The following is a 15,670-nucleotide window of genomic DNA, read 5'->3' as shown; positions in this document are numbered from 1 at the left end:
GCTGAACGGATCGGGCAGATCAGTCGAAAGTGCTTAAATACGGCACCGGCGGCTAGATCAGGCGGCTCGCGTTCGTGAGGAACCAGAAGACCACCGTGATGATCAACGCGATTCCGATCACCACTTTCAGCGTGCCGCCGCTCGACTGTCTTTTGACGGGGACGGCTCTCATCGAGTCGCGCCATGCCTGACGTGCGGAGACGATCGACTGGAAGCGCCGGCCCGCGACGAACAGGGCCAGCGCGATGATGATCAATAAGATGACGACCCGGCCGTCGGAAGTGTCCACGCAGCGGCCCCTCTCGGCGTTCAAGAAGAAATGCCCCCGCACATGTGGGCCCCACAATACTCAGATAATGAGCGTTGGGAAGTTATTTAGTTCGCCGCCATTTACCGGGTATTCGACTGGTCGGAGCGCTCGACGCCGACCGTGATCTCCTTGCCCAGCCGGTGGCCGCCCAGCAGGCCGAGGTCGTCGCCGCTCCAGAACCTGCCCGGGTCGTACCAGTTCGGCCGCCGCCCGGCGGGCAGCAGCCCCATCTCCTGGTACGTCACGGCCACGACCTCGGCGCAGTACGCGCTCTCCAGTGCCCGCTCCCCCCGGACCCGATCCCGCAGCAGGCGCGGCAGGCGCGGCAGCCGGCCGCGGGCCCAGCGGCCGGCGAGCCGGGCGGTGCTGGGGAACGGCGTGCCGTCGAGCCGGGCCACCGTGCGCAGCGCCGCGTCCTCCATCTCGGGTGTCGCCTCGGGTTCGAGCTGGCGCAGCCAGGGGCGCTGGCCGTACCGGTCGGCCCAGACCGTGACGGCGGCGCGCAGGTCGTGGAGCTGCACCCCGCGCTGGTGGGTTCCCGACCACAGGTCGGGCAGGGACCTGCCGAGCTCGGCGTGCCACATCATCGGCGGCATGTCCTCCACGACGATCGCCATGCCGACGTGGTTGACGGGACTGTTGGTCATGGTCTGGATGGCGCGGTCGGGCACCGACCGGCCGCGGAAGACCCACAGATCGCCTGTCCTGGTGAGGTCGACGGCCTCGTCGAGAGTCAGCACATCGCTAGCCTAGGCACATGCGCTGGTGGAAGATACTCGGGCTGGCCGGGGTCGCGGGGGTCGCGGCCACGGGGGTGGCGATCACGCGGGCGGAGCGGCGGCGCCGCGCCTACACCCCGGAGGAGATCAGGCAACGACTGCGCGAGCGCATCGAACAAGGCGAGCCGGTCGAAGAGGCCTGAGCCGTCAGCCGGAGGGCCGCAGGTCGTGGACGAAGGCCACGTCCGGGTAGGCGGGGTTGTCGTCGTAGCCCTGGATGCCGCCGAGGTAGGCGCGCTGGTAGGTGACGACCCACGGCAGCGCGGCGGCGGCGTGCCGGTCGAGGATGCGGGCGGTGGCCTGCCGGAAGGCGCGCTGGGCGCCCGCCCGGTTGGTGACGGTGAGCCGCGGCAGCGTGTCGAGCAGCGCGTCGGTCCGCGAGTCGTCGAGGTAGGTGAGGTTGAACACGGTGGGGTTCTCGCCGTGGAAGACGTTGCCGAACCAGGAGTAGCCGTCGGCGTAGTCGGGCCACCAGTACATGACCAGGATGTCCTGGCCGCGTTTCTTGCCGAGGTCCCACTGGGCGTTCCACTGCATGGCCTTGGCGTCGACCGTCACGTTGAGCGGCTTGAGCGTGTCCGCGAGCCGGGTGGCGAGCAGCTTCTCGTCGGAGTCGCCCTCGGCGTAGGTGAGCGAGAGCCGCAGCGGCCGGCCGCCGGGGCCGTAGCCGGCCTGCCGCAGCAGCTCGGTCGCGGCCGGCAGGTCCTGGCGGGGCTCGCGGCCGGGGACGTGCCCGGGCAGCCCCTTGGGGACGATGCCGCTCAAGGGTGAGCCGGCGCCCTTGAGCGCCCTGATGATGCCCCGGTAGTCGACGGCCTTCTGCACGGCGCGCCGTACGCGCACGTCGGCCATCGGCCCCCCGGCGGTGTTGAAGAGCATCATCATCGTCTGGAACGACGGGCTGCGCGAGGTGCGCACGCCTGGGGTGGTCCTGGCGCGGGCGTACAGGCGGGGGTCGAGCCGCTCGACGAAGCTGGCCTCGCCGCGCAGCAGCATCCGCCAGGCGTGGTCGGGGTCGGGCACGACGCGGTACTTGACCGTGCGGTAGTGCGGGCCCGTCCAGCCTCCCCAGTAGCCGTCGTACGCGGTGAGCGTGAGCTCCTCCTCCTTGCCCTTGCGCCAGGTCTTCACGGTGTACGGGCCGGAGCCGGCGTCCTTGCCGTCGCGCAGCCAGGCGCGCAGGTCGGTCGCGGCCTTGGTGTCGTAGACGTAGGCGGCGTAGCCGGAGGAGGCGACGAGGTCGAGCGGCACGGGGTACTTGAGGCTGAAGGTGACGGTCAGCGCGTCGTCGGCCCTGATGGCCTCGACGGCGTCCCAGATGTAGGAGGCGCCCTGGCCGAGCTTCATGGTCCGGTCGATCGACGCCTTGACGGCCTGGGCGTCCACGGGCCTGCCGGTGTGGAAGGTCACGCCGGGGCGCAGCTTGAACGTCCACGTGCGGCCGTCCACGGACGAGACCCAGGAGGTGGCGAGGCGGGGGGCGGCCTTGGCGGTCACCGGGTTCCACATCGTGAGGGTCTCGTACACGTTCTGGAAGGCGATGATCTCGTTGGAGTACGAGCTGGCGGGGTCCCACTCGGTGATCACGTCGAGGTTCTGCACGTGCACGAAGGCGGAGTCCCCACGCGGTGTCTGCCGGACGGCCACCTCGGCGGGGATCGAGCACGCCGCGATGGACAGCAGCAGGGCGGTGGCCGCTGCGAGACGACGGCGCAACGCATCTCCCTCTGTGACCCGGTCTACGGCGAAACCTACTGCAAGATCATCATAGACTGTCCAAAAGTCCCGAAAAATTAGGACTTCGAGAGATCGAATTGCTATTCTCATGCGTTGTCCCGTCCGGGGTTCACCAGCAGGGGACCGACCGGAAGAGGTGCCATGGGTCGCAGACGCACGATCCGCCTGAAGATCATCGGCCTGCTGCTGGTTCCGCTCGCCTCGATGGTGGTGCTGTGGGGAGTCATCACCGCTGTGACCGCCACCGAGAGCCTGGAGCTGCGGCAGTACAAGACGCTCTGGACCAATCTGCGCCTCCCGGCCTACCAGCTCACCACCGAGCTCCAGCGGGAGCGCCTGGCCTCGGCGCGGCTGCTACGCCTCAAGACCAACTCCACCGAGTCGGACGTGGTCGCGCAGCGCTCGCGCACCGACGCGGCCAAGGAGCGGTTCAAGCAGCTCTCCAGCGCGCCCATGAACACATCTGACCGGATCCACGCCCAGGTCGAGGCGGTCCTCGCGCAGCTCGGCCGGCTGGAGCCGATCCGGGGCGAGATCGACGCCGGCCTGGCCGCCCGGCTGCACGTGGTGGAGACGTACAACGGGATCACCGACGCCCTGTTCAGTCTGCACCGCAACGTCGCCTTCGTCGACGACATCCCGATCTACGAGCAGTCCCGGGTCATCGTGGACGTCGGCTACGCCCGCGAGCTGCTGACCAGGGAGCAGGCCCTGGCCGCCGGTCCGACCACGACCGCCGAGCGGCGGCTGTTCACCCAGATCGTCGGCAACCGCCGCTTCCTGCTGGACCAGGCGCTCGGGGAGCTGGACGCGGGCCTGCGCGAGACGCAGGTCTCGCTGATCACCTCTCCGGCGTACCAGCGGATGCGGATCATGGAGGACCAGATCATCGCGGGCGACGCGCCGGCGGGCTGGCTGAGCACCACCGAGACGCTCAACAAGTCCTTCCAGGACGCCCAGCTGCAGGCCAGCAGCCTGCTGTCCGAGCGGGCCGAGCCGGTCGCCGACTCGGTGCTGCAGCGGGCGTTCCTGCTGGCCGGCACCTGCTTCGTGCTGGTGATCGTGTCGATCGGGTTCTCCCTGCGGATGGGCAACCGGCTGTCGCGGGAGCTGGCCGCGCTGCGGCAGGCCGCGCTGGAGGTCTCGCGGGAGCGGCTGCCGCAGGTCGTGGAGAAGCTGCGCCGGGGCGAGACGGTCGAGGTGCCCGCGCTCTCGGTCACCAGCACCACGACCGAGATCGGGGACGTCGGCGAGGCGTTCTCCACGGTCCAGCAGACGGCCGTGCAGGCCGCCGTGGGCCAGGCGCAGCTTCGCGACGGCGTCGGCCACGTCTTCCGCAACCTGGCCCGCCGCAGCCAGACCCTGCTGCACCGCCAGCGCATCCAGCTGGCGGACATGCAGCACCGGGCCACCGAGCCGGAGGCCCTGGACGACCTGTTCCGCCTGGACCACCTGACCACCCGCATGCGCCGCCACGCGGAGGGCCTGATCATCCTGTCCGGCGCGACGCCGGGCCGCGGGTGGAGCAAGCCCGTGCCGCTGATCGACGTCGTGCGCGGCGCCGCGGCGGAGGTCGAGGACTACCAGCGGGTCATCGTCGAGCCGATGCCGGGCCAGCGCCTGGCGGGGCCGGTCGTCGGTGACGTGATCCACCTGATCGCCGAGCTCATCGAGAACGCCACCGTCTACTCGCCGCCGCACACGCCGGTCCAGGTACGCGGTGAGGTGGCGGCCCGCGGCTTCGCCCTGGAGGTGGAGGACCGCGGTCTCGGCATGAGCCCGGAGGACATGGCCGAGCTCAACGCGAGGCTGGCCAGCCCGCCCGAGTTCGACCTGGCCGACAGTGACCAGCTCGGCCTCTTCGTCGTTTCCCGCCTGGCCGCCAGGCATGACATCCGCGTGACGTTGCGCGGTTCACCATATGGAGGGACCACCGCCATCGTGCTGATCCCGGCAGAACACGTGAGCGACCCGCCGGCCGAGCCGGAGGAGAGCGCCACGGAGAAGGAACCCGCCACGGAGCCCGCCAGGGAAGGCGCTCGTTCGATCCGGGTGGTGCAGAGTGACTGACGAGCGCTGGCTGGACGAGGACGCTGGTCCGATCGTCCCGGCCTACCTGCTGACCAAGGGCCGTACGGTGCCCGCGAGCGAGGCCATCGACCTCATCGCGGTGATCATCACGGCCGGTGGCCTGGCCCCGCCCGTCGGGCTCGGGCCGGAGCATCTGATCATCATGCAGAAGTGCACGACGCCCACCCGCCTCGTGGACGTGGCGGCGGAGCTGGGCCTGCCCATCGGTGTGGTCCGCGTGCTGGTGGGCGACCTGCACGCGCAGCAGCTCGTGCAGGTCGAGCACCCGCCGCCCGCGCCGGACGCCAGCGTGCTGCTGGAGGTGATCAACGGCCTGCGGGCGCTGTGACCAGGAGAGCCCGGCGGTTCAGCAGCCCGAACACGGCCGCGAAGAGCGCCGCCACCATGCTCCCCGCGGCGGCCGTCGCGAACACCCACTGGTAGCCGTGCTCGCCGGGCAGCGCGGCCAGGATCGCGGCGATGACCGCGCCGGCCGTGCTGCCGCCGACGATCCGCACCAGCGCGTTCACGCCCGCCGCGGCGGCCGTCCTGGCCGGCTCCACGTGCTCCACGGCCATCGTGCCGAGCGCGGCGTAGCCGACGCCGAGGCCCACGCCGAGCAGCGAGGTGGCCACGTAGACGTCCACGGGCGCGCCGTGCCTGACGACCAGCCACAGGCCCGCCAGGCCGACGGCCGCCGAGCCGGCCGCGACCATCGAGGACGCGGAGAAGCGGCGCATGAACCGGCCGGCGAACAGCGAGATCACCAGCATGATGACGGTGCTGGGCAGCAGGTAGAGGCCGACCTGGAGGGTCGAGGCGCCGAAGCCGACCCCGGGGGCCTGGGTGAACCCCGAGATGCCGGTCATGCAGGTGAAGAAGGCGAACCCGAGCAGCATGGAGGCGACCGTCGCGCCGACCGTGGTGCGCTGGGTCAGCATCGCCATGTCGACCAGCGGCTCGCGCACGCGCCGCTCGACGACCACCCAGGTCACCACGGTCACCAGCGCGACGGCGAACAGGCCCAGCACGCCGGGCGAGGTCCAGCCCCACGAGCCGCCCTCGCTGATGCCGAGCAGCAGCGCGACGAGCCACACGGTCAGCAGCGCGGCGCCGAGCAGGTCGGGGCGTCCCCCGCCGGCGGGCGCGGTGTCCCGCACCAGGATCGCCACCAGGGTGCCGGCGACCACGGCGATCGCCCCGGTCACCCAGAACAGCACGTGGTAGTCGCCGGCCACGAGCCCGGCCAGGATCATGCCGCCGCCGCTGCCGAAGCCCATGGTGGCGCTCAGGACGCCGATGCCGGTGGCCAGCTGTCTCCTCGGCAACGTCTCGCGGACCACCCCGATCGACAGCGGCACCAGCGCGGTCACGAACCCCTGCAGGATCCTGGCCACGATCAGCCAGGTCAACGAGGTGGCCAGCGCTCCCAGGATCGATCCGGCCACCAGCAGGCCGATCGCGCCGAGGATCATCGGCCGCCGGCCGTACATGTCGCCGAATCTGGACAGCAGCGGGGTGGCCACCGCGCTCACCAGCAGACTGATCGTCAAGGTCCAGCTCACGGCCGTCAGTGAGGCGTGCAGCTCGCGCTGGAGCACGGGCAGCAGCGGGACGACGGCGGTGTTCTGCAGGGCCGCGATGGACGCCGCGAAGGCCAGCGCGACCACGGCGGGCCACGGGTTGCGCGTGGCCTCCTCGTGGGACGGGGGTGCGACGACTGTCGCCATGAGGGCTCCTTTGGATAACTTGGGTAAGTAACCGAGGAGCGAGCATACATACGTAAGTTAGGTAAGTAAATGTCGAAGGACGCAGATCTGCTGACGACCGTGGCGTCGTTCCGGCGGCTCGTGACCACGCTCAACCGCGCCAAGACGCACGAGCGGCTGACCGAGGCCGCCGGCGTCCGGCTGGACAGGCCGGACGTGCAGATCCTCGTCTACCTGCTCGACGCGGGTGAGCCGCGCCGGATCGGGGCCATCGCCGAAGGGCTCCAGGTGGAGAGCCCGCACGTGACCCGGCACGTGTCCGCGCTGGAGAAGCGCGAGCTGCTGGAGCGGGTGCGCGACCCCGAGGACGGGCGCGCCTGGCGCATCGCGCTCACGCCCGCCGGGGCCAAGGCCGCGGAGAGCTGCCGCCAGGTCACGATGGACTGGTTCTCCATCGCGCTCGCCGACTGGCCGGAGGACGACCGCGCCGAGCTGGCGCGGCTGATCTCCCGGCTCTCGGAGGACGTGAGCGAGCGCCTGGTCAACCACATGGCCGCCAAGTAGGCGACCCCGCCCCATCAGACGAGCAGCTCCTCGGCACGGTGGCAGGCCGCCCGGCGGCCCTCCCCCACGTCCCGGAGCTCCGGCGCCCGCTCACAGGCGGGCACGGCCAGGGGGCAGCGCAGCCGGAACGGGCACCCGGTCGCGGCCGGCCTCGCCTCGGTGCGCCCGCGCGCCCTGGGCGGCTCGCCGCCCAGCCTGGGCACGGCGTCGCGCAGGGCCAGCGTGTACGGGTGGGCCGGGCGCTCCAGCAGCTCGGCCGTGGGCCCCGACTCGACGACTCTTCCGGCGAACAGCACGTGCGCGGTACGGCAGAGCCGGCCCACCACGGCCAGGTTGTGGGTGATGAGCAGCCGCTCGGTGCCGAGCCCGGCGAGCAGGTCGAGGATCCTGGCCTGCACGGTCACGTCGAGGGCGCTGGTGGGCTCGTCGAGGATGAGCAGGCGGGGCGAGACGGCGAGCGCGCGGGCGATGACCACGCGCTGGCGCTGGCCGCCGGAGAGCTGGTGCGGCCGGCGCTCGGCCACGTCGGCGGGCAGCCCCACCTTCTCCAGCAGGGCGGGGACGCGATCCCGCTCCTTGCGGGGCAGCGCCTCGGCGACCGAGGCGCCGACGCGCATGCGGGGGTCGAGGGCCTCGGCCTGGAAGACCGGCTGAACGTCCCTCCGAAAGCGCCTCATATCCGCTTTTTTCAGGTTCTGGGGGCCGTACCAGATGTGCCCGGACATGGGGGTCAGGAGGCCCAGGAACGCGCGCGCCAGCGTGGTCTTGCCCGACCCGCTCTCCCCGATCAGCCCCACCCCGCCCTCGGTGACGTCCAGGCTGACGTCGTGGACGACGGCCGTGCGGCCGTACCCGAGGGTCACCGCCTCCGCCCTCAGCACGGTCATGGCAGCGCCTCCAGCAGCTCGCGCGTGTACGGGTGGGACGGCGCGGACAGCACCCGGCCGGCCGGGCCGCTCTCCACGACCTCGCCGTCCTTCATGACCAGCACCCGGTCGGCGATCGTGGAGACCAGGGCCAGATCGTGGGAGACGAGCAGCAGCGCCAGCCCCCGCTCCTCGCGCAGCCGGCGCAGCACGCCGACCACCTCGGCCTGCACGGTCACGTCGAGGGCGCTGGTCGGCTCGTCGGCCAGGACGGCCTCCGCGCCGAGCGCGATGGCCAGCGCGATGGCGAACCGCTGCGCCTGCCCGCCCGAGACCTCGTGCGGGTAGCGGCGCAGGATCGCGGGGTCCAGCAGCACCGCCTCCACGGCCTCCGCCATGGCCTGGTCCGTCGCCGCCACGCCGTGCAGCCGCAGCGCGCGCCGCATGAGGACGCCCAGGCGGGTGGCAGGGCTGAGCGCGGCCTGCGGCGACTGCATGACCAGCGCCACCCGGGCGCCGCGGATCTCCCGGAGCCGGCGCGGCGGGGCGGTCAGCACGTCCACGCCGCAGACCCGTACCCACCCGGACACCTCGGCTCCCTCGGTCAGCCCGAGCAGCGACAGCAGCGTGGTGGACTTGCCGGACCCGCTCTCCCCCACGATGGCCACGCACTCCCCCGCGCCCACGTCCAGCTCGGGCACGTGCGCGACCGTCCGCGTCCCGTACCTGACCCGCAGCTCCCGCACCTCGATCATCGGACGACCCTTCGCGGGTCCAGGGCCGCCCGCAGCCCCTCGCCGAGCAGGTTGAAGGCGAACGCCGTCACCAGGATCGCCAGGCCGGGGAAGGTGACGGCCCACCAGTCGGTGGTGAAGTACGTCTGGCTCTGCTGCACCATCAGCCCCCACTCGGCCACCGGCTCCTGCGCGCCCAGCCCCAGGTAGGACAGGGCGGCGCCGGTGAGGATGACGCCGCCCGCGTCGAGCGAGACCTGGACGAGGACGGGGGTGAGCGAGTTCGGCAGGACGTGCCGGAGCACGATGAGCGGCGCGGGCACGCCCAGGCACCGGGCGGCGTCCACGTACGGCCGGGTGGCGATCGAGGCGGCGACGGAGGCCGCGAGCCGCGCGTACCAGGGCCACCACGTGGCCGCGATGGCCACGATGACCGTGGTGACGCTCGGCTGGAGCACCACCGCGAGGGCCAGCGACAGCAGCAGCGCCGGGAAGGCCAGGAACACGTCCGTGACCCGCATGATCACGTCCCGCACCCAGCCGCCCGCGTACCCGGCCACGACGCCCAGCGTCACGCCGACCACCGCCGAGACGGCCAGCACGGCGACGACGATGGTCAGCGAGGTGCGCCCGCCGTACAGGACCTGCGTCAGCACGTCGCGGCCCGCGCCGTCGGTGCCGAACCAGTGCGCGCCGCCCGGCGGCTGGAGGCTGTGCACGGGGTCGGGCGTGTTCTCCGGGTACGGCGCCAGCCACGGCGCGAGCACCGCCGACAGCACGATCCCCGCGACGATCGCGGCCCCCAGGACGGCCAGCCGGTCCACGCCCCCGCGGCCCTTGACGGAGGCGACGGCGGAGACGGCGGTCACCGGAGCCTCGCCCTCGGGTCCACCACGCCCTGCAGCAGGTCCACGACCAGGTTGGCCAGCACGTACACCAGCGCCACCAGCAGCGTGACCCCGGCGATGGCGGGCGTGTCCAGGCTGCGGATCGCGTCGACCGCGTAGCGGCCGAGCCCCGGCCAGTTGAACACCGCCTCGACCAGGAACCCGTTGACGATCGCGTACGCGAACACCAGGGCGATGAGCGACAGCACCGGGTTGAGCGCCGGCCGCAGGGCGAACCGGACCAGGATGGACGTCTCGCCGAACCCGAGGGCCCGCTCCAGCCGCGTGTGGTCCTGGCCGGCCTCCTCGATCAGCGCGGCCCGCGTCATCTGCGCGATCACCCCCGTCGGGTAGGCGGCCACGACGATCGCGGGCAGCACCAGGTGTTCGAGAGTGCTGGTGAGGATGGGCCAGTTGCCGGTGATGAGCGCGTCCACGACCGTGATGTTCGTCCAGAGCGTGAGCGGGCTGGTGGTGTCGAGCGCGGAGTCGTACTCGCCGGCGACCGGGAACCAGCCCAGGTTGCCGGCGAAGACCGTCTGCAGCGCCAGCGCGAGCCAGAACACCGGCACCGAGACCGACAGCATGCCGCCCACCCGTACCCCGAGGTCGGGGAGCCGGCTCCGGTGGCGGGCGGCGAGCACGCCCGCCGGTACGCCCACGAGGACGGCCATCATCAGCGCCGCGCCGACCAGCTCGAGCGAGGCCGGGAACGCCACGTACAGGTCTGACAGGACGGGCCGGCGGGTCCGCAGGCTGGTCCCCCAGTCGCCGGTCGCCAGGTCCCTGACGTAGTTCCAGAGCTGCGCGGGCAGCGGGTCGTCGAGGCCGAAGCGCGCCCGCGCCTCGGCGAGCTGCTGCGGCGTGGCCTTCGGCCCGGCGAACGCCACCGCCGGGTCGCCCGGCACGAGCCGCATCACGACGAACGTCAGCACCACCACGCCGGCCACGACCAGGATCGCCTGGCCGAGCCGGCGGGCCACGTAGCGGGGCACAGGGTCAGCCGGCGGGCTTGAGGTCGTAGAAGAAGACCACGTTCGGGTAGGCCGGGTTGTCGGCGTAGCCCTGGACCGTGGCGGACAGCGCGCGCTGGTAGGTCTGCACGTACGGCACGGCCACCGCGGCCTGGTCCTGGATGATCTTCTTCTGGAGGTCGGCGTACGCCCGGTCCGCGGCGAGCGCGTCCGTGGCCGAGAGCTGCGGCAGCGCGTCGACGGCCTTGTCGATCTCCGCGTTCTTCAGGTACGACAGGTTGAACTGCGGCTGGTCGGCGCTCTTGAACACGTTGAGGAACCACGAGTAGGCGTCGGGGTAGTCCGGGTACCAGTACATGACGAACAGGTCCTGGCCCTTCTTCTTGCCGAGGTCCCACTGGGCGTTCCAGGCCATCGGCTTGGCCTGGAGGGTGACGTTGAGCCGCTTGAGCGTCGAGCTGAGCAGCGTGACCAGCAGCTTCTGGTCCTCGTCGCCCTGCGCGTAGGTCATCGTCAGCTTGAGCTCCTCCAGGTCTGGCCCGTAGCCGGCCGCGTTGAGCAGCTCCTGCGCCCGGGCCAGGTCCTGCTTGGGCTCCATGCCGGCGACGTGGCCGAGCAGCCCGTCCGGCACCAGGCCCGACGCCTTGGTGCCCGCGCCCTTGAGGGCGGCGACCAGGCCGTCGTAGTCGATCGCGAGCTGGAGCGCCTGCCGGACCTTGACGTCCTTGGCGGGGCCGGTCGCGGTGTTGAAGAGCACGAGCAGGTTCTGGAAGGACGGCTTCTGCGAGCTCCGCACACCCTCCGTCATGCCGGCCTGCTCGAACAGCTGCGGGTTGAGCCGCGGGACGAAGCTCACCTCGCCCTTCTGCAGGAGCTGCCAGGCCGTGGTGATCTCCGGGGTGACGCGGAAGGCCACCTTCTTGTACTGCTCCGGCTTCCAGCCGCCCCAGTAACCCTCGAACGCCTTGAGAGTGAGCTCGGTCTCCTTGCCCTTCTGCCAGGTGTCGATGGTGTACGGGCCGGTGCCGGCGTCGGCCTTGCCGTCCTTGAGCCGGTCCGCGGCGGCCGTGTCGTAGATGTAGGCGGCGTAGCCGGAGGAGGCGACGAGGTCGAGCGGGGCGGCGTACTTGAGGGTGAACCTCAGCGTGGAGGCGTCGACCGCGTCGATCGTCTTGACCGCGCCCCAGATGTACGCCGCACCGGAGTTGATCTTCATCGTGCGCTCGATGGCCTTCTTGGCCGCCTCGGCGTCGAGCGGCGCGCCGGTGTGGAACTTCACGCCCTGCCGCAGCTTGAAGGTCCACTCCTTGCCGCCGGCCGCCGACGTCCACTCCGTGGCCAGGCGCGGCACCGGCTTGCGCGCGTCGGCGTCGTACCGGGTGAGCCCCTCGTAGATGTTCGACATGGCGATGATCTCGTTGGAGTACGAGCTCGCCGGGTCCCAGTCGGTGACCACGTCGAGGTTCGGGGCGTAGACGAACGTGGCGTCGTTGGCCTGCCCGGCGGGTCGGCCGGTGCCCGGGCCGGCGCTCGCGCCCGTGCTCGTGCCCGGCTCGGGTGTTCCGCCGGCGCCGCGAACCTGGCCGCCCGCGCACGCGGACGCGGTCATGGCGACGACTCCGGCTACTCCGGCGACGAGCAGCCGCTTGTGCCAGCGCATGGTGGGGGGATCCTTTCGGTTACGTCACCGGGCGAGAGGTCCGGCGGCTTTCACGTGTACGCGCACGGCGGGCTCGGAGAGGTAGCTCAGGGGCACCTCCAGCAGGTCCACGATCTCGACCCGCGAGGAGTCCGCGCCCGCGGCGACGGCTCGCGCGGCCGCCTCCTCCTTGACCCTTTCGATCGCTTTCGACCGGCTTTCGCCCGCAGGCAAGATCGTATCCACTCTGCCGCTCGCCAGCGCGATCGCGGCCCCCACGGCGTTGGCCACCTCGGCGTGGCGGGGCCGCACCACGCCGCTCACCCCGGCGACGCGCGGCGGCAGCAGGAACGCGCCGCCCCCCACCGCCACCAGCGGCCGGTCGGCCCGCCCGAGCGACATCCGGTCCACGGCGTCGGCCACCATCGCGTCGGCGACCGCCACGGCTGTTTCCAGGCCGTCCCGTCCCACCCTGTCGCCCAGCCGGGCGCGCCAGTCGTCCGCTCCCGGAGGGGTACGGCCGGCGGCCACCGCCGCGTCGGTCATGGTGACCGTGGAGCCGCCGAAGACCAGCGCCTCCTCGGTGATGCGGTATCCCACCGAGTCGGGCCCGACCTCCTCGCCCCGGACCACGGTCCCGCCGCCCAGCGCGATGGCCAGGATGTCCGGCATGCGGAAGTTGGTGAGCACCCCGCCGATCTCCACGGCCGCCGCCGACTCCCTCGGGAACCCGCCGGTCAGCACGCCGAGGTCCGTGGAGGTGCCGCCCACGTCGGCCACGACCGCCTCGGCCACGCCCGACAGGAACGCGGCGCCGCGCAGCGAGTTGGCCGGGCCGGAGCCGATGGTCGACACCGGCAGCCGCGCCGCGTGCTCCGTGGTCATCAGCGTGCCGTCGTTCTGCGCCAGGTACGGCGTGGCGGTCAGCCCGTGCTCGGCCAGGGCCCCGGCCAGCGCGCCGGTGACGTGCCCGGCCACGCCGTACAGGGCGGCGTTGAGCACGGTCGCGTTCTCGCGCTCCAGCAGGCCCAGCGAGCCGATCTCGTGGCTGACCGACACGGGCAGCCCGTACTCGGCCGCCACCAGTTCCGCGACCGCCCGCTCGTGGTCGGCCGTGGCCGGGCTGAACACGCCCGTCACCGCCACCGCGTCCACCCTGGCCCCGTCCTTCCGCAGCCCGTCGAGGAACCGGCGGATCGCGTCGCGGTCGAGCGGGCCGATCTCGCGGCCGTCCACGTAGTGACCGCCGGGCAGCACGGCCGCACCGGCGGAGACGGCGGCGCGCAGGGCGGGGGGCCAGTCGGTCAGCGGCGGCACGGACGTCGTGGCGGGCGCGCCCAGCCGCACCACCGCCACCCGGCCGAGACCGCGGCGCTCCAGGATGGCGTTCGTGGCGTGCGTGGTCCCCAGCATGACGCGGGTCACGCGGCCCTCCGCGTGCTGGTCCAGCTCGGCCAGGACCGCGCCGAGCGCCGCCCGCAGGCCGCTCGTCACGTCGGGCGTGGTCGGCCGCTTGGCCTTGGCGATCACCCGGTCGGCGGCGTCCAGCACCACCGCGTCGGTGTTCGTCCCGCCGACGTCGATCCCGACGCGCAGGGCTCCCCGAGCTCCGTCAAACACGCGGCCCCTCCTTCACCGGCTCCCCCTTCACCGGCTCCTCCGCCGGGTCCTTCGCCAGGTCTTCGACCGGGGTGTAGTCGAGGTCGTAGCCGAAGGCCCGGGGACCGGCCGTCTCCAGGCCCCTCGGGGTGCGCCAGAGCGGGTCGCACTGCCAGGCCAGCACCGTGACGCGCTGGCCGTACCGGAGCGACTCGGTCTGGATGGCGGCGGCCGTCTCGGTGTCGACCACCGTGATGAGGTCGGGCACCATGGCCATGATCCGGCCGCCGGCCATGGCGACGAGGTTCTCGTTCTGCAGCTCCAGGGTCAAGGACCGGCCGCGGTCGGCTCCGGTGCCCTCGACCGTCGCCGTGCCCCGCACGAACCCGCCCGTGGTGCGCCGCTCCACGTCCGCCAGCTTGCCGGTGATCAGCTCGTACGCCCCCAGCTCGCTCCGCAGCGCCTCCAGCGGGTCTCCCGTCCCCTCGGTGGCCCGGCCGACGGCCAGGGCCCGCGTGACCGTGCCCTCGATGACGGCGCCCCGCGCGCCCTCGGCGGTGAGCACGTAGTCGGCCATGAGCGCGTGCGACCCGGCCGCCACGCAGACCGCGCGGGCCAGCCGCTCCGACCACAGGCCGTCCACCGGCCTGATCGTGACGACGTTGCCCACGATGTCCGCCATGATCACCAGGTCGGCCGGCAGCCCCGCCACGTACATGGAGACCATCTGCACCTCGGGGAACGCCCGGCCCATGCCGTCGGCGTCCAGCAGCGGCAGGCCGAGCTGCGCCGCCCAGGCGACGGGCGCGACCCCGTTGGCCCCGCCGATCTCCGAGGACATGACCGCGGACGGCGGCCGGCCGAAGATCCGCTCGATCTCCCGGGCGATCCGCCGGGGCTCGTCCTCGCCGTGGATCATCTCGTGGCTGACCGTGGGCGCGCCGATGCCGGACAGCGGCACCACCAGGGCGTCATCGGGTAAGTCCGCCAGGCCGACGAGCGGCACGTCGCCGTACTCCTGGATCGCCCGCCGCGCCGCCAGCGCCCCGGTACGCACGTCGCCCCCGCCACCGGTGCCCAGCACGGCGCAGCCGCGGGCGAGAGCCGCGACGTCAGTCAGTTGAATCTTCATGAGGCGTCACAACCAAGCACATGGCACCACGTTGCCGCCAGTCCGAAACGCCCTATACGCGAGGAGAAGTCAGATTTCGTCGAGGTGGGAGACGTTCGAGCGGTCGGCGTCGTCCGTGCTGGGCTCGCCCGCGAACCACGCCTCCAGGATCTCGCCGAGCACCACCTCCGAGGTGAGGCGCAGGCTGAGGGCCAGCACGTTCGCGTCGTTCCACCTGCGGGCACCGTCCGCGGTGTACGCGTCGGCGCACAGCGCCGCCCGGACGCCCGGCACCTTGTTGGCCGCGATGGACGCGCCCGTGCCGGTCCAGCAGCACACCACGGCCTGGTCGGCCCGCCCCTCGCCGACGTCGCGCGCCGCCGCCTCCGACGCCCACGCCCAGTCGTCGCGCCCGCCCGGGTCGAGCGCCCCGTGGACGATCACCTCGTGCCCGCGCCCGCGCAGCTCCTCCACCACCCGCTCCGCCACGCCGTCCAGGCTGTCGGCCGCCACCGAGATCCGCATCCCCCAGGTCTACCACCCGAGCCCCGTTTGATTCGGCTCGCCGCTGATCCGCGGGAAATCGTCGGTGCCTGCCTCTAGGGTGCTGGACGACGACCGGCGCGCCCTGGCGGCCCGCGCGGTCCCGGGGGACGGCCCCTTCCTGCACAATTGACCGGCGGGACCATCG

The 15,670-nt window shown here is 72.3% G+C and carries 16 protein-coding genes; 4 read left to right on the top strand and 12 right to left on the bottom strand.

Features of this window, described 5'->3' with window-relative positions; all coding sequences use genetic code 11:
* Positions 1-52 precede the first annotated feature (52 nt).
* Together ABZS51_RS12760 and ABZS51_RS12755 are read right to left on the bottom strand one after the other, a co-directional pair.
* Positions 53-289, bottom strand: coding sequence for a hypothetical protein (locus ABZS51_RS12760; protein WP_310714636.1), 237 nt, complete (start codon positions 287-289; stop codon positions 53-55).
* A 101-nt stretch (positions 290-390) separates the two neighbouring features.
* Positions 391-1,047: a hypothetical protein gene (locus ABZS51_RS12755; RefSeq protein ID WP_310714787.1), complete on the bottom strand. Its 657-nt coding sequence runs from the start codon at positions 1,045-1,047 to the stop codon at positions 391-393.
* A 20-nt stretch (positions 1,048-1,067) separates the two neighbouring features.
* Here ABZS51_RS12755 and ABZS51_RS12750 point away from each other — a divergent pair, with 20 nt between their 5' ends.
* Entirely contained in the window at positions 1,068-1,232 is a 165-nt protein-coding gene (locus ABZS51_RS12750; RefSeq protein WP_355439362.1) for a hypothetical protein, read from the top strand.
* 4 nt (positions 1,233-1,236) lie between these two features.
* Here the strand turns inward: ABZS51_RS12750 and ABZS51_RS12745 are convergent, their stop codons facing one another.
* Positions 1,237-2,805 carry an ABC transporter substrate-binding protein gene (locus tag ABZS51_RS12745; RefSeq protein ID WP_355439326.1) on the bottom strand — a complete coding sequence of 523 codons (1,569 nt, stop codon included), beginning with the start codon at positions 2,803-2,805 and terminating at the stop codon, positions 1,237-1,239.
* A 162-nt stretch (positions 2,806-2,967) separates the two neighbouring features.
* On the opposite strand from ABZS51_RS12745, the gene ABZS51_RS12740 reads away from it, so the two are divergent.
* The gene (locus ABZS51_RS12740) at positions 2,968-4,896 is read left to right on the top strand and encodes a nitrate- and nitrite sensing domain-containing protein (RefSeq protein WP_355439323.1); all 1,929 of its coding nucleotides are present in this window, start codon (positions 2,968-2,970) and stop codon (positions 4,894-4,896) included.
* Positions 4,889-5,245 (top strand): DUF742 domain-containing protein, encoded by a 357-nt coding sequence (locus ABZS51_RS12735; protein ID WP_310714629.1) that lies wholly within the window; start codon positions 4,889-4,891, stop codon positions 5,243-5,245. Before ABZS51_RS12740 ends, ABZS51_RS12735 begins: the two co-directional genes overlap by 8 nt.
* On the opposite strand, the gene ABZS51_RS12730 is transcribed toward ABZS51_RS12735, so the two are convergent.
* The gene (locus tag ABZS51_RS12730) at positions 5,223-6,626 is read right to left on the bottom strand and encodes an MFS transporter (RefSeq protein WP_355439320.1); all 1,404 of its coding nucleotides are present in this window, start codon (positions 6,624-6,626) and stop codon (positions 5,223-5,225) included. The two genes, ABZS51_RS12735 and ABZS51_RS12730, sit on opposite strands and share 23 nt — an antisense overlap.
* Before the next feature lie 69 nt (positions 6,627-6,695).
* On the opposite strand from ABZS51_RS12730, the gene ABZS51_RS12725 reads away from it, so the two are divergent.
* Positions 6,696-7,169, top strand: coding sequence for a MarR family transcriptional regulator (locus tag ABZS51_RS12725; protein WP_355439316.1), 474 nt, complete (start codon positions 6,696-6,698; stop codon positions 7,167-7,169).
* Between the two features lie 14 nt (positions 7,170-7,183).
* On the opposite strand, the gene ABZS51_RS12720 is transcribed toward ABZS51_RS12725, so the two are convergent.
* From ABZS51_RS12720 to ABZS51_RS12685, 8 genes are all read right to left on the bottom strand, one after another.
* Positions 7,184-8,056 (bottom strand): ABC transporter ATP-binding protein, encoded by an 873-nt coding sequence (locus ABZS51_RS12720; protein ID WP_355439313.1) that lies wholly within the window; start codon positions 8,054-8,056, stop codon positions 7,184-7,186.
* The gene (locus ABZS51_RS12715) at positions 8,053-8,790 is read right to left on the bottom strand and encodes an ABC transporter ATP-binding protein (protein ID WP_355439310.1); all 738 of its coding nucleotides are present in this window, start codon (positions 8,788-8,790) and stop codon (positions 8,053-8,055) included. Before ABZS51_RS12715 ends, ABZS51_RS12720 begins: the two co-directional genes overlap by 4 nt.
* Entirely contained in the window at positions 8,787-9,638 is an 852-nt protein-coding gene (locus tag ABZS51_RS12710; RefSeq protein ID WP_355439307.1) for an ABC transporter permease, read from the bottom strand. The genes ABZS51_RS12715 and ABZS51_RS12710 overlap by 4 nt, the downstream gene beginning before the upstream one ends.
* Entirely contained in the window at positions 9,635-10,651 is a 1,017-nt protein-coding gene (locus tag ABZS51_RS12705; RefSeq protein WP_355439304.1) for an ABC transporter permease, read from the bottom strand. The genes ABZS51_RS12710 and ABZS51_RS12705 overlap by 4 nt, the downstream gene beginning before the upstream one ends.
* Positions 10,652-10,655: 4 nt before the next feature.
* A complete protein-coding gene (locus ABZS51_RS12700; protein WP_355439301.1) occupies positions 10,656-12,290 on the bottom strand; it encodes an ABC transporter substrate-binding protein in 1,635 nt (544 codons plus the stop codon).
* Between the two features lie 24 nt (positions 12,291-12,314).
* Positions 12,315-13,889 (bottom strand): hydantoinase/oxoprolinase family protein, encoded by a 1,575-nt coding sequence (locus tag ABZS51_RS12695; protein ID WP_355439299.1) that lies wholly within the window; start codon positions 13,887-13,889, stop codon positions 12,315-12,317.
* Positions 13,882-15,000: a DUF917 domain-containing protein gene (locus ABZS51_RS12690; protein ID WP_355439297.1), complete on the bottom strand. Its 1,119-nt coding sequence runs from the start codon at positions 14,998-15,000 to the stop codon at positions 13,882-13,884. The genes ABZS51_RS12695 and ABZS51_RS12690 overlap by 8 nt, the downstream gene beginning before the upstream one ends.
* 69 nt (positions 15,001-15,069) lie before the next feature.
* Entirely contained in the window at positions 15,070-15,504 is a 435-nt protein-coding gene (locus tag ABZS51_RS12685) for an RpiB/LacA/LacB family sugar-phosphate isomerase (protein WP_310714610.1), read from the bottom strand.
* Positions 15,505-15,670: the final 166 nt, after the last annotated feature.

The organism is Nonomuraea sp. NPDC005501, from assembly GCF_040605905.1.
GTDB lineage: Bacteria > Actinomycetota > Actinomycetes > Streptosporangiales > Streptosporangiaceae > Nonomuraea.
Note: the sequence above shows the minus strand (reverse complement) of the source record. Positions and strands in the feature narration are given on the sequence as shown.